At 62.6% G+C, this 25,290-nt stretch carries 25 protein-coding genes, 1 tRNA gene and 1 pseudogene; 4 read left to right on the top strand and 23 right to left on the bottom strand.

Annotation, left to right across the window (positions count from 1 at the left end):
• Positions 1-4: 4 nt before the first annotated feature.
• From SPBM01_RS11695 to SPBM01_RS11660, 7 genes are all read right to left on the bottom strand, one after another.
• On the bottom strand, positions 5-442 hold the full coding sequence (locus tag SPBM01_RS11695) for a hypothetical protein (protein ID WP_188061993.1): 438 nt from the start codon (positions 440-442) through the stop codon (positions 5-7).
• A gap of 146 nt (positions 443-588) precedes the next feature.
• Positions 589-1,086: a hypothetical protein gene (locus SPBM01_RS11690; RefSeq protein ID WP_188061992.1), complete on the bottom strand. Its 498-nt coding sequence runs from the start codon at positions 1,084-1,086 to the stop codon at positions 589-591.
• Between the two features lie 32 nt (positions 1,087-1,118).
• Positions 1,119-1,349 (bottom strand): hypothetical protein, encoded by a 231-nt coding sequence (locus SPBM01_RS11685; protein WP_188061991.1) that lies wholly within the window; start codon positions 1,347-1,349, stop codon positions 1,119-1,121.
• 165 nt (positions 1,350-1,514) lie between these two features.
• Positions 1,515-1,829, bottom strand: coding sequence for a hypothetical protein (locus SPBM01_RS21900; RefSeq protein ID WP_262504136.1), 315 nt, complete (start codon positions 1,827-1,829; stop codon positions 1,515-1,517).
• Entirely contained in the window at positions 1,826-2,086 is a 261-nt protein-coding gene (locus tag SPBM01_RS11670; RefSeq protein WP_188061990.1) for a hypothetical protein, read from the bottom strand. The genes SPBM01_RS21900 and SPBM01_RS11670 overlap by 4 nt, the downstream gene beginning before the upstream one ends.
• The gene (locus tag SPBM01_RS11665; RefSeq protein WP_188061989.1) at positions 2,083-2,445 is read right to left on the bottom strand and encodes a hypothetical protein; all 363 of its coding nucleotides are present in this window, start codon (positions 2,443-2,445) and stop codon (positions 2,083-2,085) included. Before SPBM01_RS11665 ends, SPBM01_RS11670 begins: the two co-directional genes overlap by 4 nt.
• A complete protein-coding gene (locus SPBM01_RS11660; RefSeq protein WP_188061988.1) occupies positions 2,442-2,855 on the bottom strand; it encodes a hypothetical protein in 414 nt (137 codons plus the stop codon). The genes SPBM01_RS11665 and SPBM01_RS11660 overlap by 4 nt, the downstream gene beginning before the upstream one ends.
• A gap of 292 nt (positions 2,856-3,147) precedes the next feature.
• Between SPBM01_RS11660 and SPBM01_RS11655 the strand changes: the two genes are divergently transcribed.
• Positions 3,148-3,450 carry a polyhydroxyalkanoic acid system family protein gene (locus tag SPBM01_RS11655; protein ID WP_188061987.1) on the top strand — a complete coding sequence of 101 codons (303 nt, stop codon included), beginning with the start codon at positions 3,148-3,150 and terminating at the stop codon, positions 3,448-3,450.
• A 52-nt stretch (positions 3,451-3,502) separates the two neighbouring features.
• Here the strand turns inward: SPBM01_RS11655 and SPBM01_RS11650 are convergent, their stop codons facing one another.
• Positions 3,503-4,498: a PGN_0703 family putative restriction endonuclease gene (locus tag SPBM01_RS11650; protein WP_188061986.1), complete on the bottom strand. Its 996-nt coding sequence runs from the start codon at positions 4,496-4,498 to the stop codon at positions 3,503-3,505.
• Positions 4,499-4,618: 120 nt separating this feature from the next.
• Here SPBM01_RS11650 and SPBM01_RS11645 point away from each other — a divergent pair, with 120 nt between their 5' ends.
• The 3 genes from SPBM01_RS11645 (at position 4,619) to istB (ending at position 8,274) form a co-directional block, all read left to right on the top strand.
• The gene (locus SPBM01_RS11645; protein ID WP_188061985.1) at positions 4,619-5,560 is read left to right on the top strand and encodes a hypothetical protein; all 942 of its coding nucleotides are present in this window, start codon (positions 4,619-4,621) and stop codon (positions 5,558-5,560) included.
• 484 nt (positions 5,561-6,044) lie between these two features.
• Positions 6,045-7,559: an IS21 family transposase gene (gene istA, locus SPBM01_RS11640; protein WP_188061984.1), complete on the top strand. Its 1,515-nt coding sequence runs from the start codon at positions 6,045-6,047 to the stop codon at positions 7,557-7,559.
• Positions 7,546-8,274, top strand: coding sequence for an IS21-like element helper ATPase IstB (istB, locus tag SPBM01_RS11635; protein WP_188061983.1), 729 nt, complete (start codon positions 7,546-7,548; stop codon positions 8,272-8,274). The genes istA and istB overlap by 14 nt, the downstream gene beginning before the upstream one ends.
• 219 nt (positions 8,275-8,493) lie before the next feature.
• On the opposite strand, the gene SPBM01_RS11630 is transcribed toward istB, so the two are convergent.
• The 15 genes and pseudogenes from SPBM01_RS11630 to SPBM01_RS11565 all read right to left on the bottom strand — a co-directional run bounded on the left by SPBM01_RS11630 (position 8,494) and on the right by SPBM01_RS11565 (position 25,248).
• Positions 8,494-9,165 carry a hypothetical protein gene (locus SPBM01_RS11630; RefSeq protein WP_188061982.1) on the bottom strand — a complete coding sequence of 224 codons (672 nt, stop codon included), beginning with the start codon at positions 9,163-9,165 and terminating at the stop codon, positions 8,494-8,496.
• Positions 9,165-10,390, bottom strand: a pseudogene (locus tag SPBM01_RS11625) (tyrosine-type recombinase/integrase). The gene SPBM01_RS11630 and the pseudogene SPBM01_RS11625 overlap by 1 nt, the downstream one beginning before the upstream one ends.
• Before the next feature lie 174 nt (positions 10,391-10,564).
• A tRNA-Phe gene (locus SPBM01_RS11620) sits at positions 10,565-10,640 on the bottom strand.
• 48 nt (positions 10,641-10,688) lie between these two features.
• On the bottom strand, positions 10,689-10,883 hold the full coding sequence (locus tag SPBM01_RS11615; protein WP_188061981.1) for a DNA gyrase inhibitor YacG: 195 nt from the start codon (positions 10,881-10,883) through the stop codon (positions 10,689-10,691).
• Positions 10,873-11,862, bottom strand: coding sequence for a ribonuclease (locus tag SPBM01_RS11610; RefSeq protein WP_188061980.1), 990 nt, complete (start codon positions 11,860-11,862; stop codon positions 10,873-10,875). The genes SPBM01_RS11615 and SPBM01_RS11610 overlap by 11 nt, the downstream gene beginning before the upstream one ends.
• Before the next feature lie 8 nt (positions 11,863-11,870).
• Positions 11,871-12,443, bottom strand: a complete 573-nt coding sequence (locus SPBM01_RS11605) for a Maf family protein (RefSeq protein ID WP_188061979.1) — start codon at positions 12,441-12,443, stop codon at positions 11,871-11,873.
• An 11-nt stretch (positions 12,444-12,454) separates the two neighbouring features.
• A complete protein-coding gene (gene infA, locus SPBM01_RS11600) occupies positions 12,455-12,673 on the bottom strand; it encodes a translation initiation factor IF-1 (RefSeq protein WP_003049127.1) in 219 nt (72 codons plus the stop codon).
• 57 nt (positions 12,674-12,730) lie between these two features.
• Positions 12,731-14,008, bottom strand: a complete 1,278-nt coding sequence (locus SPBM01_RS11595; protein ID WP_188061978.1) for an adenosylmethionine--8-amino-7-oxononanoate transaminase — start codon at positions 14,006-14,008, stop codon at positions 12,731-12,733.
• 78 nt (positions 14,009-14,086) lie between these two features.
• Positions 14,087-16,123 carry a M13 family metallopeptidase gene (locus SPBM01_RS11590; RefSeq protein ID WP_188061977.1) on the bottom strand — a complete coding sequence of 679 codons (2,037 nt, stop codon included), beginning with the start codon at positions 16,121-16,123 and terminating at the stop codon, positions 14,087-14,089.
• A 122-nt stretch (positions 16,124-16,245) separates the two neighbouring features.
• A complete protein-coding gene (bioD, locus tag SPBM01_RS11585) occupies positions 16,246-16,860 on the bottom strand; it encodes a dethiobiotin synthase (RefSeq protein WP_188061976.1) in 615 nt (204 codons plus the stop codon).
• On the bottom strand, positions 16,857-17,981 hold the full coding sequence (locus tag SPBM01_RS11580) for an 8-amino-7-oxononanoate synthase (RefSeq protein ID WP_188061975.1): 1,125 nt from the start codon (positions 17,979-17,981) through the stop codon (positions 16,857-16,859). Before SPBM01_RS11580 ends, bioD begins: the two co-directional genes overlap by 4 nt.
• Positions 17,982-18,189: 208 nt before the next feature.
• The gene (locus SPBM01_RS11575) at positions 18,190-20,454 is read right to left on the bottom strand and encodes a class I SAM-dependent DNA methyltransferase (protein ID WP_223177688.1); all 2,265 of its coding nucleotides are present in this window, start codon (positions 20,452-20,454) and stop codon (positions 18,190-18,192) included.
• 3 nt (positions 20,455-20,457) lie between these two features.
• The gene (locus tag SPBM01_RS21755; protein ID WP_223177687.1) at positions 20,458-20,949 is read right to left on the bottom strand and encodes a type IIL restriction-modification enzyme MmeI; all 492 of its coding nucleotides are present in this window, start codon (positions 20,947-20,949) and stop codon (positions 20,458-20,460) included.
• A gap of 106 nt (positions 20,950-21,055) precedes the next feature.
• The gene (locus SPBM01_RS11570) at positions 21,056-23,035 is read right to left on the bottom strand and encodes an alpha/beta hydrolase family protein (protein WP_188061974.1); all 1,980 of its coding nucleotides are present in this window, start codon (positions 23,033-23,035) and stop codon (positions 21,056-21,058) included.
• 86 nt (positions 23,036-23,121) lie between these two features.
• The gene (locus tag SPBM01_RS11565; RefSeq protein ID WP_188061973.1) at positions 23,122-25,248 is read right to left on the bottom strand and encodes a sodium-translocating pyrophosphatase; all 2,127 of its coding nucleotides are present in this window, start codon (positions 25,246-25,248) and stop codon (positions 23,122-23,124) included.
• Positions 25,249-25,290: the final 42 nt, after the last annotated feature.

Here is a 25,290-nt window from a genome sequence, read left to right as displayed (position 1 = left end):
GCGTTCAGTTTGCCGTTACAATCATTGCTTGGGCCAGCGCCATTAGCAGCACATCCTTCGGCACCGGCACACTCACGCTGACATAGCCCACATTCTGCGCCCGCCGCGTTCCGTACCGCCTGATCCATTCCTTACCATGCTGACGCCAGGCGCGCTGCAGCGGGACAACCGGCAGCAGGTAGCAGACGCCTGATGGCGCGAAGGCATAAGCAATGAAGTCGCATGCCAAAGGCTTCTGCACCCAGCCGGGGATGCGTCGGACCTCGTCGCTCCATCGCTCCAACAGGATGTCGGGCCAGTCCTCCATGCGGACTTTCTCGTCCACGGTATAGGTCCGGCCGCAGTCCAGGGTGAGGACACGATCGATGCCGCCGCGCTGCGCCCATCCGTCGTTTCGCACGGCGACAGCAGAGGCGAGCTTTGGAAATGCCCGGCGGTACATGTCGATCCACCATGGTGCGTCGGTGAAACTGTTGGATAGGGCTAGGCTGTCGTGGAAGCGATGGCGGCGTGGGCGGGACGCCGAAACGCCCCGACCCGCTTGGGGCCGAGGCGAGACTGTTTGGTGTTTTTGGGCGTCTAGCCTGCTCAGGTGGCCAAGCCTCCCTCCGTCCTGTCCGTCAACTCGTAATCGAAAGGCTGTCGCGGAGGGGACGGCTGCGGCCGCACCTGGGCTTTTCCATGAACATCAATGTCAGCGAAACCTACGCATTTATGGATCGCGAGGATGTGTGCGGCTGGAATATGGAACTGACGAACCGGATTGAGTTGGTCCACAATCACGACGGCCATGCCGATTAGCGCTGCTCTGACATCTTCAGGAGGTAAGCCACATACAAGACGCATAAGCATTCCTTGCGATTCGCCTTCCTTGGTATGTTCGGGAAGAAACCAGATATTGACCGTATCCCCTGAAGCGACCGCCTCCCTCTTATCGAACACGAGCAGATCACCGTCTCTTACCAGCGGCTCCATGCACGGGCCGGTGCCCTCCAGGGCGTAAACGTCAGGTATCTGTTCGACGTGGGTGAACGCCGGATTGTGGACGTAGTTCTTTGGGCGGCTTGCCTTGATTTGCACGTTCATTTCAGTCCTCCTTCCCCGATGAGCAGCCGTCGTCAAAGAGCACGACGTTTGGTGGACCTGCCACGGGTGATCGAAACGATGGCGGCTTGACCCTGCTCTGCCGAACCAATTTCCTCATCCTCATCCTCAGCGGCATCGCTAAGCGAGCATCCTGGCCCAGGAGCCGACCCGGCATCGTGGCAGCAGAAATCATCTTCGCCCAGAGAGCCGTCGAATTCGTCGCCACTCATCTCAAGGTCGGCATCAGCGTCGATGTCGTCCATCCGATCGATGGCCTGCTGAACAAGACGGGCAAGCGCCGGGCGCGGCATGGACGGGATCACCGCATCCCTTCCAACGATCCGCCCGCGATCGAGCGTCGCCGGTCGCGGTTCCGACGCCAGCCGCGATAGTGCCGGGGCTTGTATCCATCGGCGGCGGCAGCGCGACTAGCCATTGCCCTGCCCTCCTTCGATCCGATCAAGCGTCTCGATGATGCGGGACAACGTGCCCGACCGCACCTTTCGCCCTGCATAGAGATCACCGACAAGATTGGGATCGCGGTTCACCATCCGTCCAAAGTCGGCTTCACGGACCGAACCAATCTTGATGGCGGCGGCAATCCGCTCCAGCAGGAATGACGGTATCGGAGCCGCAGCGCCTTTCGGCGTGTCCAGGCGCGGACGGGGATCACGCCGGATGGCCTTCTTTCTCGGCTTGGGCGTGAATTGCAGCGCGGCATAGTTCTGGCGATAGGCGATCATTCGACCATCTCCCGGCTGACGCGCTCCATGATGAGCGCTTTGACGGCATTGCGACGATCAGCGTCACCGCGCACGATGCGTTCATGGGAGAGAATTGCCGCTTCCTCCGCAGCGCCGTTCAGCAGCCAATGCAGCCAGACCGTATCCCCAACCATGGCATAGCCGCCGCCAAGTTCGACATAGCGGGTGAGCCACTGGCCGGGATCGAATGCCACGTCGTCGCGGACGATCGCCGGGTGTTCCTGCAAGGCGATCATAGGATCACTCCTTCCAGCAGGTCGGGCATTATCCCGCGCAGCTTCTCACCACGGGCAACGCTGGCGTCCAAAAGCCCAATGGCCTCAATCAGGATCGCGCCGATGTCGCAGTCGGTGCGGGGAGAATCCTCTACCCCGGCAAGGCTAAACTTGATCAGGCTGTCTGATAGGTTCCGGGCAGGCAGCGCCCAGACGACGTTCAGGACAGCAGTTACCGCATCCCCTGCTTCTGCCAATTCCTCATCGGTGAAGTCTGCCCCCAGATCGTCCATTGCAGTCTGAGCGTTCTGGACGGCATCCAGCGCCTGCGACCAGACGCCATCCAGTGGGTGCGGCTGCTTGAAGGTGATCCAACTCATGACAGCCCCCGTCCGGAAAGGCGGCGGGCATCGGCGAGAATGCTGCTGACGAAATTATCGCCGCCGAACTCCGCGACCATGATCTCCATCTTTTCCGCCAGCATCCTGTTATCGGTGACTGGGTATTCCATCACCGCGTCGAGCGATCGGGCAGCGCGGCAAAGATATTGGTCATGATCGGCGGAGAGCGTCTCATAATCGGGGTGCGAAGGGCAGGTAGACCCATAAGGGTGCGCGTTCATGACTGAGGTGGCGGCGCGATAGTCCGCTACAAGGCTGTCCCATGCCGTCGTATCAGGCCTGGGGATGCAGACCAGTGTTGGCGTCGCATAGGCCAGCGTCGGCAGGCCGGTCGTGATCGCAGCAAGCGCGCGCATGACATTGCGCCGCGAGGGCGTTAGGGTGTTCATAGTCGTCTTCCCTCTTCATCAGGGGTTTCGATCAGGGACGGCGAAGGGAGTACCAATCCTTTCGCTGTTCCGCATGAATGTAATTACATGCAGCATTGACCCGCGTCAACCATGTAATTACACGGATTACATGCCTCCAGAAAAGACCCAGCCCTTCCAGATGCGCGTCTCTCCCGAATGGCTGGCGATGCTAGATGATTGGCGTAGAACCCAATCCGATATTCCGTCGCGAGCTGAGGCTATCCGCCGACTGGTAGCGTTAGGTCTAACCGCTCAGAAATAGGACCGGCCAATGGACATCGACATTCCCCACACCCTTGGCGCGACCGAGGCAAAGCGGCGCATTGAAGCCGGGCTGCCCAAGCTGGAACAGCACATCCCAGGCGGTGGCACCGTCGTTTCCAACTGGACGACGGACACCACGCTGGACCTGAAGATCACCGCCATGGGGCAGACTGTTCCCGTCCAGCTTGTGGTGGAGGATGCCGTCGTGCGCGGCACCGTGTCGGTTCCCATGATGCTCAAGATGATGTCCGGGCCGATCTCTGATTTCGTGAAGACCAGCGCGCAGAAAATGCTCGCCAAGCCAGTCTGAAAGCTGAGCCTTCCCGATCAGAAGGAATTGCCGATCGGGAAGGCTCATTGCCTTAGCTGCCTCCCGCCAGTTCAGGAGGCACGGCATCTTCCATGATGTCGTCGATCCGTTCCCACAGGCAGTAGCGCTCGTGCAGATCCTCGGCATAGTCCTTGTCGCCCTGATGCCGCATGAGGTCGATGAACGCCTCCAGTGACAGCGTGGAGAACGGAGCCTTGCCTTCGGAGAGCAGCGCCAATTGCGCGGTATAGCGCTGGCAGGCGTTCTGCATCGGCTGGTTCAGTTCAGGCAGGATGACGACGAACCGGCCCTCGGCATAATCGCCCCGCATGATCGCAGCCTGGAGCAGGACATGCTCTCGCATCAACTGCTGGATCGGACGTTTCCGCAGTTCTGGTGCCATCGGGTCTTTGAACAGGCCAGTTGCAGGCAGGAGATGGGCATAGCGGGCGCGCAAATCCCGGATAGGCTCCCAGCCGCTCTCGCTGTATTTCATCTCGATCGCGATGATGCCCTTGCGACCGTCGGCGCGGACATAAGTGATTGCGGCATCCCACGCCGTGTTGTCCCCGGTCAGGTCGTCCGAGCCGCGCCCCGGCGAATGCTCGAACAGCACTGTCTCCGCCGTTGCATCCGACAGATCGGGAAACATTGCGCGGAGCATGTTGGTCGCCAGGCATTCGTCCAGCCGCAGCGGGCCAAAGGCATTGAACACCAGCGGATGGCTGGACAGGAGGTTGGTCCACAGGCGCTGCTCGTCCGAGGTCGCCCAAGGCTCGCGATAGGCATGTTCCAGCCAGACCAGCCGGGCGATTTCGGGGGACATGAAGTTGCCACCGCGCCGTGCGGCGGTGTCGCTGATCCGAGAGCCAAGCCAGCGCTTTTCGCCATTGGGCGGGACGTGCCGACCGATGCGAAGTTCACGCCCGGCGCGCCACAGGCTTTGGAGCAGGCGGGCGCAGGATCGAAAGCGGTTGTCGTTGGGTTCGTTCACCCGGTATCGGGTCAGGACCGCATCAGGGACGATGGGTAGGTGCGTTCGTTTCAAGGTGTGTTCTCCATGCCGACAGGAATTGCAGGCGAGGAGAATTCACTTGGAGGCAGCAGGACATAACGCGCAGCCGTCCCGTTTTACGATGTTTTAGGCCCATCGCGGCACAACTGCTGAATGGACAAAGAAGAACGCCCCCTCACCCGTGATGATTTTGCAGACCGAGAGGGCTGGCTGCGCCATTGTCATGAGGGAGGAATTGACCTTGCGCATGAAAATGGTGGTTTCAACGGTGTCCGTGGCGAAAAGCATTATGCTGCGATGCTTGGCATTATCTACGGTCAAAGCCGTCGCGCTTACGAACATGCCTGGGCGCAGTGGGGGGTCAGCCGGTCGTTGCGTGCGCGACAGCTTTACAAGGCCTATCACGCCGTAGCCTTTGCCAACTGTTTGGGGCGGGTGCTCGACTCCTCCCTGGACATCACATGGTCATTGCAGGGCATACGCGGCGATCATGAGGTTTTGCGCCACCAGACGGCCTTCCTCGACGCGATCCGGCGCTGGTTCGACCGGAACGACGAATGGGCCGCGTACATGTGGGTCATGGAGCGTGGAGATCGCTTCGGCCTTCACACTCATATCAACCTCTACATCCCGCCCAATCTGGCCGAAAGATTTCGCAAATATGCTGCCGCGACATTGGCGAGGATCGTGGGCGGTCCATTGGTCGATGCAAATGGCATTCGGACCATGCTGATCCAACCCAGGGACGGACGTAATGTAATAGGTCAGTGGGCCCGGTTTCGGTATGTGATGAAGGGGCTGGATGCCGGCGTCATGTGGTTTGATCGGGCCAACCCTCAAGCGTCCCTCACGTTCAAAGAGAGGGCGAACATGAGGATCAGCTTCGAAGGGGAGATTTCCGTCAAACGTATGGGCGTGTCGCGCGCGCTCGATGATTCGGCCCGGCGTGGCTGGTCCGCGTTGAACGAATTCCCCGACATGACGATCAAGGAGGAAGGGCCGCTATTCGACGACCGCTTCCTACGCTGGTTTTGCGAGCACGGGGATAAGATTGTCGCACCCTCAGAATCAAGAAACGGAAACGCTCGGAAGTAACAAACGGAAATAAACCTTCGTAACCTATTGATAAATGCGGCTGAATATACCCGCCACCGGCTACGCGATTTCCCCCAGCATCGGACGCCCCGCCGACAAGTCTCTGCTTCTAAAAATCAATGGATTCTGGCTAGGCGAAGGAGGGTTGATGGAAAGGGATAAAGGGGAAGGGCATAGAGGGGGAAGGCATTATTAAGGTGAAGGAGAAGGTGGTGAAGGTGTTGATATAAATAGCGCTGACCACAGCCGTCCAACACGCGATCGAACGGCAAGTGCCCCAGCGTTTCACTCGATCGGCGGCAGCTTCGATCCCCAGATACGTTCAAGCAAGGTTCGCAGCCCTGCCAGGCCGCGCAGATCCAACTTTCTCTGTGTGGATCGGCGTGCAAAAAGGACCCGGTTAGCGGGGTGATCGGCGTCCAAAAGGGAACCACCATTCCGATGGTTTAGACAGCAGCCTGGTTTTTCAGGTGGCGAGATCGGGATGTTGGTGGTGGAGACAGTTGTACGGATCAGGCGCGAGCACGCAGGTGGCAAGGCGATCAGGGAGATCGCGCGGGATCTGCGGCTGTCACGCAAGGTGGTGCGCAAGGCGATCAATGCTCTGGAAGGTGCGTTTGACTATCATCGCACGGTTCAGCCGCTGCCTCGGATCGGACCCTTTCAGGAGCAGCTCGATACGCTGCTGAGCGAGAACGAAGCGCGGCATCGGCGTGACCGGCTGCGGATGACGCGGATCTACGATCTGCTGCTGCGAGAAGGGTTCGAGGGTTCGTATGATGCAGTGCGGCGCTACGCCCGGCGCTGGGCGGATGGCCGACGCAAGGATCCCGGCGGCGACGTGCCCGCGTTCATTCCGCTGCTGTTCAAGCCGGGCGAGGCATACCAGTTCGACTGGAGCCACGAGGATGTAGAGATCGCAGGCAAGCCGATGCGCGTGAAGGTAGCGCACATGCGGCTATGCGCGTCGCGGGCCGTGTATGTGCGAGCCTATCCGCGTGAGACGCAAGAGATGGTGTTCGACGCCCATGCCCGCGGCTTTGCGTTCTTCGGCGGGGTGCCGTTGCGCGGCATCTACGACAACATGAAGACCGCGGTGACGACGGTCTTTGTTGGCAAGGAGCGCGTGTTCAACCGCCGGTTTTTGGTCATGGCCGATCATTATATGGTCGAGCCGACCGCCTGTTCGCCAGCGGCAGGCTGGGAGAAGGGGCAGGTCGAGAACCAGGTCCAGACGATCCGCGGCCGCTTTTTCCAGCCTCGGCTGAAGTTCGCCAGCATCGAGGAACTGAACGGGTGGCTTGAGGCAGAATGTCTGCGCTGGGCCGCGATGCACGCGCATCCCGAGCAAAAGGACATGACTGTCGCGCAGGCGCTGGAGGCCGAACGGCCCGTACTGCAACCGATGCTGTCGCCGTTCGACGGCTTTCACGAGACGAGCCACGCGGTCACCGGCACATGCCTGATCAGCTTTGACCGCAACCGCTATTCTGTGGCGGCGCGGACGGTGCGCCGTGCGGTTCAGGTGCGCGCCTATGCCGACCGGATCATAGTCCGCTTGGGGGACGAGATCGTCGCCGAACACCCGCGCTGCTTTGGGCGCGACCGCACGATTTACGATCCATGGCACTATCTGCCGGTGCTGGTGCACAAACCCGGCGCCCTGCGCAACGGCGCACCATTCCTTGACTGGGCGCTGCCACCAGCGCTGGCCCGGTTGCGGCGCAAGCTGGGCAGTGGGGACGAAGCCGATCGCCGTTTTGTCCGCGTGCTTGCTGCCATATCCACCGATGGGCTGGAGGCTGTCGAGGCCGCCATCGGCGAAGCGTTCGATACCGGCGCTGCCAGCGACGAGGTGATCCTCAATATTCTGGCGCGCCGCCGCGAACCGCCAGCAGATCAGCCAATGAGCGTGGTGGTCGACCTCAAGCTCAAGCATCCGCCCCGCGCCGATTGCGCGATCTATGATACGGTGCGAGGCCACAATGCAGCGGCATGAGATGATCGACGCCATGCGCGCGCTGGGCCTCAAGGGAATGGCCAGCGCGTTCGATGAGGCGGTAACCACTGGCGTGCAACGCCAGCGCACCACGCCCGAGATCCTGACCGATCTGCTGCGCGCCGAAGCCGCCCACCGTCACGCCGCCTCGATCCGCTACCGCATGAGTGCGGCCAAACTGCCGGTGATCAAGGATCTTGATGCGTTCGTGTTCGACGGTACGCCTATCAACGAGGAACTGGTCCGCGCGCTGCACGCCGGATCATTCCTGCCCGGCAGGCGCAATATCGTACTGGTTGGCGGCACCGGAACCGGCAAGACTCACTTGGCAATCGCCATTGCCGCCAGCGTCGTGCGCGCAGGCGCCCGTGGCCGCTACTTTAACACCGTTGATCTGGTCACCCGGCTCGAGGATGAGGCGCGCATCGGCAAGGCCGGCGCACTCGCTGCCCAACTCAGCCGCATCGAACTCGTCGTGCTTGATGAACTGGGTTATCTGCCGTTTGCTCGCTCCGGCGGCCAGTTGCTGTTCCACCTGATGAGCAAACTCTACGAAAAGACCTCAGTGATCATCACCACCAACCTGGCATTCGGCGAATGGCCCACGGTGTTCGGCGATCCCAAAATGACCACCGCGTTGCTCGATCGCACCACCCACCATTGCGATATCATCGAGACCGGCAACGACAGCTGGCGCTTCAAACACCGCAACTGACCCAGCCTCAAAAGCCCCCATAAAAATTGCTTCGCGCTGGCGCTGCCTCCGGTCGGGCTACGCCCTCCCTACGCCAGCGCCAGCGCGAAATCCGCGCCCGGCATCAACCCCAGCGCAACGCCGCAAGGTGGTTCCCTTTTGCACGCCGATAGTGGGTCCCGTTTGGACGCCGATTGACAGGTTTGGCCCTCTCCTGCGCCTGATTGCGTGGAGGGATAATCAGATTTTAGATTGAACCGCCGCACTAGCCGCCACCCGGCGTATCCATTCGGTCGCCTCGGCGATGGTGGGCAGAGGTCTACCGACTACATGCCAAGAAGCCGCGAAATCCCTAATTTGGGAAGCCATTGCGGCATCCCCCTCGATCACAGCAGCCCAATGCTCGACAGTACCAGCGCTTAACCGGCCTCCTTTGCGGCCCTTAACGCCCGCATCAGCAAAAACCTTGGCCACGATCGAGCATGCTTTTTTCATCGAGCAGCCAGCCGCTTTCAGTGCTTCAGTGCCAGCCACTGCCTGTTTCTTAACGTAAGTCTTATTGAAGGTGTCGACGCCAAGGCCAACGCCAGCGGCGGGCATAAGCATCGCAGGCTTGTTACCTTTTGCGAGGTCACCAAGCGCCCCAATCAAGTCTTGGATAGGAAGCAGTCCCACGGAACCCGCAAACTCAGGTAAGGACGATAGCGCACCGTATATTTCTAGTAGCGACCATGTCGCCGCCGCAGTTGCCTCTATCCGCACATGATCAGGGTCTTCGTCAAGATTCGAGCTAGCTTGCTTCGCCGCCCTATATTGAGCCTCCCGATAACGGAGGCGCTCGGCAAGTCGACCGAGCCACAGGCGATCGCCTGGCTCGCCCATCTGGAAAATGAACGACTCATCCGCAGACATCAACCACGCCCCTCCGTCGGGAAATTCAGGATCGCCGCACCGGCGCGCAACTGGTCGAGATGATCCGACCACCATTGCGCCATCTCGACGCGCTCTTTCCAGTGTGCGCCGCGATGGTATGCGGCAGGACATTATCGCTGTCCTGATGCGCCAATGCCCGCTCAATGGCGTCTGAATGCCATTTCCCGCTCTCATTGAGCAGTGTTGAAGCCATGGCGCGGAAACCGTGAGCGGTCATCTCGTCGCCCGTGAAGCCCAACCGCCGGAGCGCCGCGTTGACGGTGTTTTCCGACATGGGGCGGGCGGTGGAACGGATCGACGGGAACACCAGACCGAGCCTGCCGCCAGTCAATTCGCGCAACTCGTTCAATAGGGAGAGCGCCTGGCGGGAGAGGGGGACATGATGCGGTTTGCGCATCTTCATCTTTTCGGCCGGGATCGTCCAAACAGCGCCCTCAATGTCGATTTCCTTCCACATGGCCGAACGCAATTCACCGGGGCGCACGAAAACATGCGGGGAGAGCTTCAAGGCATAGAGGGTGACATAGTTGCCATCGTAGCCATCGATCGCGCGCAGCAGTTCACCCACCTTCACCGGGTCGATGATCGCGCCATGATGCTTCGGCTTCGGTGCGATCAGCGCGCCCTTGAGATCGCGGGTGGGGTCAGATGTCAGCCGAGTCGTGGCGACCGCATAACGAAAGACCTGGCTGGCGAACTGGAGCATCCGCCGGGCCGTCTCCAGATTGCCCTTGCCCTCGACCCGCTTGAGAACAGGGATCAGATCGGCTGGCAGGATCTCGGCCACTGGCATCCGTCCGATCGCGGGGCTCAGGTTGCCCAGCAGATATTCCGCCTTCGCCAGCGTGTTTTCCGCCCAGCCCTCCTTGGTCCGCTTGTTGATGAACTCGGCGGCGACCGTGGCAAAGGTGTTGTCGGCGGAGATGCGATCCTGAACCTTCTTCCGCACCTTCTCGACACCGGGGTCTTTGCCCATGGCTATCAACTCACGGGCCTTGTCGCGGCCCTTGCGCGCATCACCCAGACTGACTTCGGGATAGGTGCCCAGACCCAGCTTCTTCTCCTTGCCATCGACACGGTATTTGAGCCGCCAGAGCTTTCCACCGCTTGGCTGGACCAACAAAAAAAGCCCACCGGCGTCACCCATTTTATAGGGCTTATCCTTGGGCTTGGCATTTTTGATCGCCGTGTCGGTCAACGCCATCGTGGGGGCCATTTCCATGTCGCCTGGGGCCACGCATGAAATGGGCCCCAATCTGGCCCCCAAAATCTCCGGCTGTCAGCGAATAACAGCGAAAGCCAGCGAAAGGACCATCGCCGAATATGGCTGATTTGCTGGGTTTGTAAACCCGTCAGCGAATGATGGCGAAGGGGAATGTGGTGCCCGGAGACGGATTCGAACCGCCGACACAGCGATTTTCAATCGCTTGCTCTACCAACTGAGCTATCCAGGCACGGCCAACTGCGGATGGCTCCGCCCGATGGAAGCGTGCCTATAGTCGTCAATCCGCGTCGCTGTCCAGCCCATAATTGCCGATTTTTTCAGCGCCTTCCTCGGCGGGTGGGCCGGGTACGCGATAGCCTTCGCCCAGCCATTGCAACAGGTCGCGGTCGCGGCAGGCGGGGCTGCAAAAGGGCCGGTTTTCGGGCGATGCGGGCTGGCGGCATACCGGGCAGGAGGCGGCTTTAGGCGACATGACCACCCGACAGGGTCAGGGTTGCGTCCGCCTGCAACGAAACCGTGCCACCGCGCCGCTTGGCGAGTTGCTCGATCCAGTCGGACCGTTTGTGCAGGCAGTCGATGACGGCGGGGGCGGCGGTGATCGTCGCGCTGCCGCCCTGACCATGGCGTTCGGCCCGGCGCAGCAGCGCCAGCGCGGCGGTCAGGACGGGGTCTTCGCGCAACAATTCCATCAGGTTCGTGCGTTCGCGGCGGCGAATCACCTGAAGGAAGCCAAAGCCGTTGACGGCAGTGCGTTCGAACGGGAGCGGCAGATATTTGTCGATCTGCGCCGCGGCGATCATCCGCTCGTCCTTGTTGTTCATCGTCGGCAGGTCGATGCCGATGGAACCGGTCAGGCCCATGCGTCGGATCGCCTGCGCGGCGAGCTTCGCGCCCTTGGGACCAAGCTGCGCGGGCGGCAGCGATCCATCGACGTCGATCAGCAGCATGGCGGGCGTGACATAGAGGCGCAGGGCGGCGGCTTCGGTGCCGACTTCGCCGCTGATCGCTTCCTCCATCAATTCGCTCCAGCCACAGGCTTCCAGCCGGTCTTCCTCATGCGCGGGGCAGGGGACGACGGGGACGCCGGTGGTGCGGATGCGTTGCAGCAGGCTGGGACCGGGGTGGACTTTTGCGCCCGCCTGCGCCGTGCGGCCCTTGGCGCGCTTGTCGCGGCCTTCCTCCGGTATCGCTTCGCGCGTGATTTCGACCATCAGGTTCGCGCCTTCCGAAAGGCGGGGCGGAATGGGTTCGATCAGCACTTCCTCACCCGTCAGCAGGCGGACGATGCCGCGCTTCTTGGGGATGATGGTGGTGATCAGCCGACCCTGCGCGATCGCACCGGCGCGCACGGCGTCGCCTTCGCGTTCGATCTGGGCTTCAACCAGCTTACCCTTTTCGATCAGCGCAGCGCGGGCCTCGCCAATGCCTTCTTCATAAAGCCACTCGGCCATAGTCTGTCCTAATCGAGAGGATAGCCCGCCGCTTTCAGCAGCGCGCGGGTTTCGTAAAGCGGCAGGCCCATGATGGCGCTGTGACTGCCCTGTATCGCACGGATCAGGCCAGCGGCCTTGCCCTGAATGGCGTAACCACCGGCCTTGCCGCGCCATTCTTCGCTGGCGATATAGCGGTCCACCTCGCTCTGATCGAGCGGTTTGAACGTGACGATATTGGTCGACAGCCGGTGCCGCGCCAGCCCTTGCCCGTCTATCAGCGTGATCGCGCTCAACACGCGATGACGTCGGCCCGACAGTAGGGCAAGGCAGGCACGCGCTTCATCCGCGCTTTCTGCCTTGGGCAGGATGCGCCGCCCCGCCGCGACGACGGTGTCGCCCGACAGGATCAGTGCGCCGGGATGGCGCGCGGCGACGACTGCCGCCTTCTCCGCCGCGACGCGCGCGGCATAGACAGGCGGCAATTCCGCCTTGCGCGGGGTTTCGTCGCAATCGGCCGGGTCCACCGCGTCGGGGACAACGCCGATTTGCCCCAACAGCGCCAGACGCCGGGGGGAAGCAGAAGCCAATATGAGCCGCATCGCGATGTGGCTTATTTGAAGCGGTAGGTGATCCGACCCTTGGTCAAATCATAAGGCGTCAATTCAACCAGCACTTCGTCGCCCACCAGCACGCGGATGCGGTTCTTGCGCATCTTGCCTGCGGTGTGACCGAGGATTTCGTGATCATTTTCAAGCCGGACGCGGAACATGGCGTTGGGGAGAAGCTCCACAACCTGTCCGCGCATTTCAAGCAGTTCTTCTTTTGCCATAATATCCCGAATTCGTAAAATCGCGCCGCCATAGCGCCAAATGGTGCAAAATGAAAGTCAGGCATTTGCACCGAAAAAATCGCCTGCTTCGGCCAGAGCATCGAAGATGCGATCAAGCTGACCGGCATCCATGCAATAAGGCGGCAACAGGTAGATAGTGTTGCCCAGCGGGCGCAGCAACAGGCCACGTTCCAGAAAAAAGGCGCGCAGGCGGGGGGCAAGGTCGGACAAATAGCCTGCGTCCGCGGCAATCAGGTCGATCGCGGCGATCGTGCCAAGCTGGCGCGGATGGGCGAAGGCGGGGTGGCGGGACAGCGTGTCGAGTCGCGCCGCGATTCCCTGCGCTAAATTGGCGATGCGGCCCAGCACATCCTCCTCCTGCCAGATGGCGAGATTTTCCGCCGCTGCGGCGCAGGCGATGGCGTTGGCAGTGTAGCTGGACGAATGGTAGAATAGCCGGGCGCGATCGGTCGAACAATGCGCATCGAAGATCGCGGCAGTGGCCAGCGTGGCAGCGAGCGGGAGCGCGCCGCCGGTGATCCCTTTGGCCACGGCCATGATGTCCGGCACTACGCCTGCCTGTTCGCAGGCGAACAGCGTGCCGGTGCGGCCCCATCCGGTCATCACTTCGTCGGCAATGAACAATACGCCGTGGCGGCGGCAGATCGCGGCCATTTCGCCCAAGACATGTGGGGGGTAGATCAGCATCCCGCCCGCGCCCAGGATCAGCGGTTCGACGATGAAGGCGGCGGGGCGCAGCGCGCAGGCAGCTTCCAGCGCGTCCAACGTCGCCTGCTCCGCGCCCGGCGCGGGAAAGGGGATGGTGCCGACGTCGAACAATAATGGCGTCCAGGCCGCATTATAGACGCCGCGTTCCCCCATCGACATCGTGCCGATCGTGTCGCCATGATAGCCATGTTCCAGCACCAATATGCGGTGCCGTTCGGGCTGGCCCAGATTATGCCAGTAGCCCAGCGCCATCTTGATCGCGACTTCGACCGCCGTAGATCCGCTGTCGGAATAAAAGACATGGGAAAGGGTAGGCTGGTCGGGCGCGCGCGGGGCGATGGCGATCAGGCCGCGCGCGACTTCCTCTGCCGGGGCGTGGGTGTAGCCTGCGAAAATCAGCTGATCGAGCGTTGCCGCCTGCCGCGCGATGGCGGCGGCGATGCGGGGGTTACAATGGCCGTGGGTCGTGACCCACCAGCTGGATATGCCGTCGATCAGCGTGCCGCCATCGGCCAGATGCAGCAATGCGCCCTCGGCCCGCACGACATGGGGGATCGGCTCATGCAGGCCATGTTGGGTGAAGGGGTGCCATACCGGAGAGGTCATGCCACGCCCCTTATCCTGCCGCGCGTGCCGGGCCAAGAGCGGGAGCGCTGGCGTTGCGCTCCCGCCATCTGGTCCTGCTTACCAGATTTTGACGCGCGCGTCGGGCTTCAGGCTGATCTTGCCGCTCGCTTCCGGCTTGAACGCATCATACCAGGCGTCGAAATTGCGCACGATGTCGGCGCGATATTGCGACGGGGCGTGCGGATCGGTCACCAGACGCTGGCGCAGATTGGCTTCGCGATAGTTGCGCCGCCATACCTGCGCCCAGCCAAGGAAGAAGCGCTGGTCGCCGGTCATGCCGTCGATCACCGGAGCCGCCTTGCCACCCAGCGAGGCGTGATAGGCGTCGAGCGCGACGGCAAGGCCGCCCAGATCGCCGATATTCTCGCCCAGCGTGAACGCGCCCTTCACATGCGCGCCGGGGAAGGGTTCATAGGCGTCATATTGCTTGACGAGCTTGTCGGTCAGCCCCTTGAAATTGGCAACGTCGGCATCGGTCCACCATTGGTTGAGCTTGCCGGTTTCGTCATATTTCGCGCCCTGATCGTCGAAATGATGGCTCAGTTCATGACCGATCACTGCGCCGATGCCGCCATAATTGACAGCCGGATCGGCGTTGGGATCAAAGAAGGGCGGTTGCAGGATGGCGGCGGGGAAAACGATTTCGACCATGCCGAAATTGGCATAGGCGTTGATTTCCATCGGGGTCATGCCCCATTCCCAGCGATAGAGCGGCTTGCCCAGCTTGCCGATATTATAGTCGAAGCCGAACTGTTCGGCGCGCATCGCATTGCCCATCAGATCGTCGCCCTTGATCGTCAGGCCCGCATAATCGCGCCACCTGTCGGGATAGCCGATCTTGGGGGTGAAGGCGGCCAGCTTCTTGTGCGCGCGCGCCTTGGCCGTGTCGCTCATCCATGGCAGGCCGTCGATGCGGCGGCCCATGGCGGCGATCACATTCTTGACCAGCACATCCATCGCCGCCTTGGTTTCGGGCGGGAAATATTGGGCGACATAGGCTTTGCCCACTTCCTCACCCAGCGATTCCTTGAGGAAATCGACGCCACGCTTCCACCGTTCCTCACGCTGCGGCGTGCCGGACAAGGTGGTGCCGTAGAAAGCGAAATCGGCGTTGGCGATGTTGTCGGGCAGGAAATCGGCATATTTGTGCAGGCTGCGCAGTAGCAGCGCGTCGCGCAGAACGCCGATGGGTGCCTTGGCAATCAGTGCCGCTTCGCCGGTCACGGCGCTGGGTTGCGACACCAGCAGGCTGGCAGGCGTCAGGCCATTGCCCTTGAACCATGTCGCAAAGTCGAAGCCGGGCGCGGCCTTTTGCAGGTCGGCCAGCGTCGTCTTGTTATAGGTTTTGTCCGCGTCGCGGCTGTCGATCTGGGTCCAGTGGACTTTGGCCACATCCGTTTCGAACGCCATCAGCGCGGTGGCGCGGGCCTTGGCATCGGTTTCGCCTGCCAGCGTCAGCATCTGTTCCAGATGAGCGACATAGGCGGTGCGGATGGCGGCCATCTTCTCGCTCTGGTCGAGATAATAGTCGCGATCGGGCAGGCCCAGGCCGCTCTGGCCCATGGTCAGGATATAGGTTTCGGGATCCTTGTCATCCTGCCCCACATAGAAGCGGAACGGGCCGGGGACACCGGCGCGGGCGGCCTTGGCCAGCGCGGAGGCGTAACCGGCCTTGTCCCTGATCGCCTTGATTTCGGCCAGCCATGGCTTGATCGGGGCAAGTCCCTTGCCTTCGACCGCAGCGGTGTCGAGATAGCTGGCATAGGCCGCGCCGATCTTGCTGCCGGGGTCTTTGCGGGCCGTGTCCAAAATGCCGCGCGTGCGGGTGCGCGACAGTTCGTCCAGCGTATTGAACGCCCCGAAATTCGCCTTGTCGGCAGGGATCGGCGTGTTTTTTGCCCATGTGCCATTGGCATGATCGTAGAAATCGTCGCCGGCCTTCACCGAAGGATCCATGCCTGCCGTGTCGAAGCCATAGGTGCCATAGGTCGGCTTGGCCGCTGCGGCAGTGGTTGGCGCAGGCTGCTGCGCATGGGCCGAAGTGGCAGCGAGCGCGAGGGCGGTTGCCGCTGCGCTGAGGAGGAGAGTTTTCATGAAAGCGTCCCTTGGCTTTGCTGGATATGGAAGGCTTGAACCATCCATGCTGACATGGAGTTGAACGCCTGTCCAACAAAGCAGTCCATGTCGTTGGTCGAAAATTATCGGCCGTTGAAAGTTTAGGAAAGCGTGATGCTGTTCGCAAAAGCAGTGGCGAGGCTGGCCGGGTCGAGCGGATCGAGCAGGGGCAGGCGGCCAAGGCAGGGAATGTTGGCCAGCGTCGGGATGATCCGCTCATTCTCCGCGTGGGGCGCGCCGATGAAGGCGATGCCCGCGATCGGCACGCCGCGCGCGCGCAAGGCTTCGATGCTGAGCAGGCTGTGGTTGATGGTGCCAAGCGCGGTGCGGGCGCACAGGATGACGGGCTGACCCCAATAAGCGAACAGGTCCGCCATCAGCAGCGTGTCGCTGACCGGGACCAGCACGCCGCCTGCGCCCTCCACCACAAGCGGGCCGTCGACCTTTGGCAAGGCGAGCCGGTCGAGCGTGATCGTCACTCCGTCGATCCGCGCGGCAAGGTGGGGGGAGGCAGGGGTAGTGAGGCGATAGGCTTCGGGCAGGATGCGGGCGGCGGGCAGGCCGGACAGGGCGGCGACCGTTTCCTTGTCGCCTTCCGGGTCGATCCCGGCCTGGATCGGTTTCCAGTAATGCGCGCCCAAAGCGCCTGCCAGACCGGCGGCGAACACGGTCTTGCCGATGCCGGTGTCGGTCCCGGTGACGACGAGGATGGTCATTTGACGATCCGCTGCAATTCCCGGCCCAGCGCGGCGACATCGACGCGCCCGACGTTGAGCGTGAGCGAGATGCGCAGGCGGCTGGTGCCGGGCGGGACGGTGGGCGGGCGGATGCCGCGCACGTCGAACCCGGCCTCCTGCAAGGCGGCAGCGACGGCCATGGCGCGCTTGTCCTCTCCCAACAGGACCGGGACGATCTGACTGCGGGGGGTGGGCAGGCCGAGCGGGGCGCAGATCGCTTCGGCCGCGTCCTGCCGCAGCGTCTTGAGCCGGTCGCGCAGGTCGCTGGCATCCTCTATCCGGTCGAGCGCGGCGGAGGCGGCGACGGCCATCAGCGGCGACGGTGCGGTCGAGAAGATGAAGGCGCGGGCGCGGTTGATGAGATAGTCGATGACGAGGCGCGGGGCGCAGATCAGCGCGCCTTCGGTCCCCATCGCCTTGCCGCAGGTGTGCAGCGTGATGACATTGTGCAGTCCGTCCAGACCCGCCGAAAGCCCGCGTCCGCCCGGACCGAACACGCCGGTGCCATGCGCTTCGTCCAGCACCAGCATCGCGCCATGGGTGGCGGCCAGCTTGGCGAGATCGGCCAGCGGGGCAAGGTCGCCGTCCATTGAGTAAAGCGTTTCGACCGCGATCCAGATGCGGCCCTTGCCCCCTTCCTTGCGGAAACCGGCGATCAGGTCGGCAAAGCTCTGCACGTCGTTATGGCGGGCGAACACGGTCGTCGCCTTGCTCATGCGGAAGCCGTCATGGGCGCTGGCGTGGATCAGTTCGTCCGCGACGATCAGGTCGCCGCGCTGGGGCAGGGTGGCGAACAGCGCCAGATTGCCGACGAAGCCGTTGGCGACGAACAAAGCGGCCTGGGTGCGGAAGAAGGCGGCGGCCTTTGCCTCCAGCCCTTCATGTTCGGGGGCATTGCCGCGCAGCAGGCGCGATCCGCCCGACCCCACTGGCACGCCGCGCGCAATTGCGTCGGACACGGCCTGCGCGATCATGGGATCGCCAGCGAGGCCGAGATAGTCGTTGGAGGCGAAATCGCGCCCGGCGCGGGGGATCAGATGCCGCAGCCGCCCGCGCGCTTCCAGCGCGGCAAGCTGCCTGGCCAAGGGTTCAGCAGTCATGGGCGGGGCTATAGGCGCGGGCGGGATGGGGGGCAAGATGGGAGGGGGTAAAAGCGGAACATGACTAAGTTCGCCCATAACGACCATAGCAGGTTATAAGCAAAGGTTTGCCGCGTTCATAGGTGTGGTCAGAGGGAGCGGCGAAAGCGGTGCGTGATTGGTTTAATATACTGAATTTAAACTATTTTGTTCAGGGAAGCGCAAGGCGTTACCGTTGCTTGCCATTCAGCGGGGCGATCATGTGCTGGTAGAGGGTGAACAAATGTTCCACCCGTTCGCGGTCGGACGCGAAGGGGGCTTTGCGATAGAGTCGTTCCACCGCATGATCGAGATCGCGATGGGCGCGGCGCAGGGGCGCGGGCATGGTGTCGGGATCATAAAGATCGGCGAGCGACGAGGTGGCGTTCTGCGGCAGGGCGCGGGCGTCCAGCACGGCCTGCGCCAGCGATTCGATGGTGGCGCGCTGCGGGTCGGCGGCTTCGGGCCAGGGGAATGTGTTGTAGACGACGCCGACGGAATACATGTAGTCGCTCTTCATCCGGCCGCTGATCTGGCGCATCCAAGCCATGTGCATCCGGCTGGTCAGCAGGCCAAATTCCCAGAGCGTGGCGTCCAGTAAAACCCGCAATTTCTGATTGGGGATGATTGGTGCGTTCACCCAGCCAATGGGGATATAGTCGCGCCTTTCCGAGGACGTGTTGGGAATGACCAGATAGGGCGCATCCGGCATGACAGTGACGTGCCATTGCGCGGGTGTGTCGGCGAGAGCGCTGGTCGTGCGGCTGTTGCTGGCCCGTCGCCAGTCACGCACATTGGCAAGGCGCTGCCGTATCATGGGCAATTTGCGCAATCGGTCTGGAGAGGCGTTGAACGCCGTAATCACCCAACGGACATAGCCATTGATGAATTCATGCGCCCCCTGATAGGGGCGGAGAAGTGCGTCTGCCTCCGGCTCGGCTTCCAGAAGCATTGCGCGATCCTGCGCGTCGAGGACAAGAAAGCCGCCATCAAGTGGCTTCGATCCGGTGAGCAGCCGCCGTGCGCCGTTGATCGGGCGGCTTTCTTCTTTCACCACCAGATGGCGGTCGGCCTGGCCCGCGTCGAACAGATAGGCGGTCAGCGCGCCATGGCGGGTTTCGGTCGGTTCGCCCTTCGCGTCGGCATAGCTGAACAGGCGTTTTTGTGGCCCTTCCGCGCCGCGCGCGCACAGTCCGATGATGACGCAATGCACCGCCGCACGGCCCGGCCAGACGAAGGGGCGATGGGCGAAGGCGATTTCCGCGCCTGCGCGAAACAGGATCGGCCATAGCTGGGCCACCTGTTCGCCCTGGATGATGGAATTGGTGGAGACGAAGGCGATGCGGGTGTCGCCGCCCGCGCCATAGCGCGCCGCCTTGATGAACCATGCCGCGACATAATCGAGCGTGCCGCCGCTGCCGGGCAGGTCGGCCAGCCGTCGCACCTGTGCGCGCTGTTGCGGGGTTTGGAATTTCGCGCCGACGAAGGGCGGATTGCCCAATATATGGGTGCATCGCTCCGCCGGAACGACATCGTTCCAGTCGATCTCCAGCGCGTCGGCGTGGCGGATGCCGGGGGCTTTGACCAGCGGGATGCGGGCATAATGCTGGCCGAAATCCTCGGCCAGCCGGGTATTGGCGATATGGTCGGTCATCCACAAGGCGACCTGCGCGATCATAGCGGGAAATTCGTCCACTTCGATGCCGAAGAAGCGGTCGACATCGAGTTTGGAGAGGGCGGCGACATCCATTACCAGTTCGACCCTGCCGTCGGCGGTGAGCAGTTCCTTCAAAATCTCCCGTTCCAGTTCGCGCAATTCGCGATAGGCGACGACGAGGAAATTGCCCGCCCCGCAGGCCGGGTCGAGGAAGGCAAGCGTCCCCAGCCGGTCATGCAGCGCGCGCACGGCGCGGGCCCGGCCCGACCGCAGCCCTTTGGCGCGGGCAAATTCGGCGCGCAGATCGTCCAGAAACAGGGGTTCGATGACTTTGAGGATCGCCTGTTCGGGCGTGTAATGCGCGCCCTGCCGCCGCCGGGTGACGCTGTCGATCACGCTTTCGAACAGGGAGCCGAAAATGGCCGGGGACACGTCGCCCCAGTGGAACATGCTGGCGTCCAGCAACATGGTGCGCATGGCATGGTCGAAGGACGGCATGGCGATGCGTTCGCGGAACAATTCGCCGTTGATATAGGGAAATTCGGCCAGATCTGGGTCCAGCCCCTGTTGCCGCCGGTCGGGCGGGGTATCGAGCGTCTGGAACAATTCGCCCAGCCAGCGGCCAAGGTCACGCCCGTCGGCGCTGGTGCGCTGTTCGAGGAAAGTGAGAAACTGGTCCTTGCGCTCGAAAATGCCAGTGTCGTCGGCGAACAGGATGAACAGCAGGCGCACCAGCAACCGTTCCAGATCATGGCCCGTATAACCATCGGCCGCGAGTGCATTGTGCAGGCGGCCCATCAGTTAGGACGCCTTGCGGTTGACCGGCGACTGGTTACGGAACAGGCGCGGCTGGACGCCCAGAATGAAGCCGAATGCTTCGACATGGCGTTTGAGGTCGGTCAGCGGGAAGCGCCATTCGCGCCGGGTTTCCAGATCGAGCAGTTCGAAGCGCTGGAAATCGCACACCATCATGTGGCGGGGGCGCTGGCTTTCGGGCAGCCAGTCATAATAATCGAGCGCCTGGGTCATGGCGCGGGTCAGGTCGCGGCCCATGCTTTTCTGTTCGACGATCAGCGTGCCGGGCCAGAACAGGTCGATAAAGCCGTTCGACCGCCCCGGATCGAGCGCCCTTACCCGCTGTTCATACACCGCCACCTGTTTGCGCGGGACGCCGAAGATGCGGAAAAATTCGTCGTAGAAACTGTGCGTCTGGCCCTTTTCATAGCCCTTGTCGCGCCATTCGGTCGCGAAATGCGCCGCGTTCGCCCGTATTTCCGGCCAGCTAAGACGCATTGCTCCGTTCCCCCTTTGTTATGGGGGGACGGTGGCTGCTGATGCGGTCGGAGCCAAGCAGGGTCTTGGCGGTAATGGACTGTAATTGGATGAAACTTTGTTTGATTTATGCCGGATTATGCGCCTTGAGGAAGGTGTCCAGCCGCTCCAGAAACTCCACGCGATCAGCTTCGCGTGAGAAGAAATGGTCGGCGAGCGGCTGTTCGACATAGATATAGTCGCGCCCTTCCGCCTTGCCTGCGCTTTTCAGCTTTTCGGCCATTTCGCGCGACTGGGCCACTTGCACGCGGCGGTCCTTCTTGCCGTGCATCAGCAGGATGGGGGTGGAAAATTGCGCGGCGAAATTGACCGGGGAGACGGCGGCGAAATCGGGCGCCTGTTGCTTCATCCAGTCGCGGCGGGTGCCATGGTTGAGGAAGCGGCTGTCATAGCGCATCATTGCCGACAGGTCGGATACCCCGGCATAGGAGACGGCGCAGCGATATTTGCCGCCGTCGCGCTGGGCCGCGCGCATCGCGGCATAGCCGCCATAGGATGCGCCGACGATGCAGACGCGCTTTGGGTCGGCAATGCCCTGCTTGACGGCCCAGTCCACGGCGTCGTTCAGGTCGTCCTGCATCGACAGCCCCCATTGCCCCTCGCCCTTTTCGGCAAAGGCGGTGCCATAGCCCGACGATCCGCGATAATTGGGTTGCAGCACGGCATAGCCGCGCCAGGCGAGAAACTGGACCCACCAGTCCCAGGTTTCGCTGTCGCGGGCGAAGGGGCCGCCATGGGGCATCAGGATGAAGGGCAGATCCTTGGCCTCTCGCCCTGCAGGCACGGTCAGCACGGCGGCGATGTCCAGCCCGTCGCGTGCCTTGTAGCGGATGGTTTTTACAGGCGACAGGCGGGTCTTGCCACCGAAACGGTCGCTGGCCCGCGACAGCACGCTCATCGCGCCTGCGGCGGTATCGTAATAATAATAGACGCCCGGCTGGTCCGGGGTGCCGACATGGACGATCATGCGCTGATTGTCGCGGCTGGTGGAGATGATGCGCGCACGCCGGTCGCCCACCGCCTTGTCGATGTCGGCCTGCACCTTGGCGAGGCCGGGATCGAACCAGTGGACCGCAGGGGCGTCCGCCGTGTAGCGCACCCCGGTTAGGCCAGTGCCGCTGGCGTCCTCCTCTATCCCGCCCAGATCGAAACCGGGCGCGGAAAACAGTTTCTGCCCCAGTTCGAGCGTGGCGAGATTGAGGTCGTAGAGCGCGTCGGTGCCATCGCGGTCGTCGCTGGCGATGGCCCTGGACGGGTCGGCAGTGAACAGCAAAGGCACCACCAGCGATTCGTCGTTGCGGCGATTGGCGCGATCGACGGTGCGGAAGGAGGCGCGGGCGTCGGGGCGGTAAAGCAGTTTGGCGGTGCGGGTGGCGTCATTATAGCCCACCCCCATGCGGACGGTGCCGCCCGCATCGGCATACCATCCGCGCACATGCTGGCGCGGGGCGATGACGCTGTGCATCCGCCCGTTGGTGATGTCGATTTCATCCACCTTGGGCCAGAAACCGGGATCGGTATAATAGATCGACGTCTGGTAGGACAGGAGGATGCGGGGCGACCCGTCGCGGGCGACCCAGATGACGTCGTCGGCGCTTTGCGCGGCGACATTCTTGGCCAATATGTTGATCTTGCTGCCGTCGCGTTTCACGCTGACGACGCGGCTGAGATACCAGGGCATCCCCTGCACATTGGTTTCGTTGCCGATGCCCGCGATCAGCCAGTCGTCATTGACCCATTTCCACCAGTTGAGGTCGTTTTCGCCCATCGGCAGCAGGCGCAGGCGGTTCGGCCCTTCCTGCACATCGGCGATCACCAGCATCTGCGCACCATTGACTGCCGCGCGGCTGGCGATGTGCAGGCCATCGGGTGACAGAGCGGGGCGCTCCATCATCGGCAGGGCGGCGAAATCCTTGATCGTCCATGCTGGGGTTGGGGCTGGGGCTGGGGCCGGGGCCGGAGCAGGCGTCGGGGCGGCAGGTTGGGCGGCAGCGGGCGAGGCAAGAGCCAGCGCAATAGCGGACAATGACGCGAAAACGGCCTTCATGCATTCCCCCCGATGTTCGACCCCGCCGCATGGACGGGGCGGGGTCGAACCGGGATTATCGTTTTTTCAGGAAGATGATCAAGCCCTTACGCCGCGCCATGTGCCAGTGCCGCGAGCAGCAACAGGGCGACGATGTTGGTGATCTTGATCATCGGGTTGACCGCTGGCCCGGCGGTGTCCTTGTAGGGATCGCCCACCGTGTCGCCGGTCACCGCAGCCTTATGGGCGTCGCTGCCTTTGCCGCCATGATGACCGTCCTCGATATATTTTTTCGCATTGTCCCATGCGCCGCCGCCGCTGGTCATGGAAATGGCCACGAAAAGCCCGGAGACGATGACGCCCAGCAGCAGCGCGCCCAAAGCGGAAAATCCGTTGGAGACGCCCGCCACGGCCGCGATCGCGAAATAGACGAAGATCGGGGCGAGGACGGGGAGGAGCGAGGGGACGATCATTTCCTTGATCGCGGCCTTCGTCACCAGGTCGACCGTGCGGGCATAATCGGGCTTGCTGGTGCCATCCATGATGCCCTTGTTTTCCGCAAACTGTGCGCGCACGTCCTTCACCACATCGCCCGCCGCACGGCCCACCGCCGTCATGCCCATCGCCCCGAACAGATAGGGCAGCAATGCGCCGAGCAGCAGGCCGACGATGACATAGGGGTTGGAAAGGCTGAAATCGACTGGCTCGGTCAGGCCGAGCGCGGCGTTGTAGAATTTCAGATCCTCCGTATACGCGCCGAACAGCACGAGCGCGGCAAGCCCCGCAGAGCCGATGGCATAGCCCTTCGTCACGGCCTTGGTCGTGTTGCCCACGGCGTCGAGCGCATCGGTTTTGACGCGGACGCTGTCGTCGAGATGCGCCATTTCGGCGATGCCACCTGCATTGTCCGTCACCGGGCCATAAGCGTCCAGTGCCACGACCATCCCCGCAATTGCCAGCATGGCAGTGGCAGCAAAGGCGATGCCGATCAGGCCCGCCAGCTGGTGCGCGACGATGATGCCGACGACGATCACCAGCGTAGGCAGCGCGGTCGATTCCAGGCTGATCGCCAGCCCCTGAATGACGTTGGTGCCATGGCCGGTTTCAGACGCTTTCGCGATGCTGCGGACCGGGCGGTAATTGGTCCCGGTATAATATTCGGTGATGACCACCAGCAGGCCAGTGACGGCCAGGCCGACCATCATCGACCAGAACAGCGCCATGCCGGTATAGCCGCCAACCCCGTCAAGGTCCGCGCCGAACACCGCGTTCATGTCGCCCAATACCTGCGCACAGACATAATATATGGCGGGAATGGAGAGCAAGGCCGTGGTCCAGAAGCCCTTGTAGAGTGCGCCCATGATCGACTGGCTGGCGCCCAGCCGCACCATATAGGTGCCGATGATCGAGGTGATGATGCAGATGCCGCCAACCGCGAGCGGGAGCGCCATGAGCTGCATCAGGAAGGCATTGTCCACCCCGGTCACGAGCAGGGCGGTCAGCACCATGGTCGCGCCGACGGTGACGACATAGGTTTCGAACAGGTCGGCGGCCATGCCCGCGCAATCGCCGACATTATCGCCGACATTGTCGGCGATGACGGCGGGGTTGCGAGGGTCGTCCTCCGGGATGCCAGCCTCCACCTTCCCCACCAGGTCCGCGCCGACATCGGCCGCCTTGGTAAAGATGCCGCCGCCAAGGCGCGCGAAGATGGAGATGAGCGATGCGCCGAATGCCAGCGCGACGAGGCTGTCGATCACCAGCCGGTCGTCGGGCGCATAGCCTGCGGGTCCGGTCAGATACCAGAAAAAGACGCTGATCGCGAGCAGGGCGAGGCCCGCCACGAGCATACCTGTGATCGCGCCAGCGCGGAACGCCACCGTCAGCCCGCTTTGCAGCGTGCCGCGACAGGCTTCGGCGGTGCGGACATTGGCGCGCACGGAAATGTTCATGCCGATGAACCCGGCCGCGCCCGACAGGATCGCCCCGATCAGGAAGCCGATGGCCGATGTAAGGCCAAGGAAGAAGGCGACCAGCACCGCCATGACGACGCCGACGACGGCGATGGTGCTATATTGGCGGGCCAGATAGGCCTTTGCCCCTTCCTGAATGGCGCCTGCGATTTCCTGCATGGTGGCGTTGCCCGCCGGTTGCCGCAGCACCTGTCGGCTGGTGAAAAGGCCGTAGAGTATGGCCAGCAGGCCGCACCCTATGGCGATATGGACAATCTGCATTTGCGTTCCTCTCCCCCTGTTATGGCTTTCATCGGCTGCTCC

Source organism: Sphingobium sp. KCTC 72723 (assembly GCF_014280435.1).
Taxonomy (GTDB): Bacteria; Pseudomonadota; Alphaproteobacteria; order Sphingomonadales; family Sphingomonadaceae; genus Sphingobium.
The sequence above is the reverse complement of the archived record's forward strand: the minus strand, read 5'-3'. Positions and strand labels throughout refer to the sequence as shown.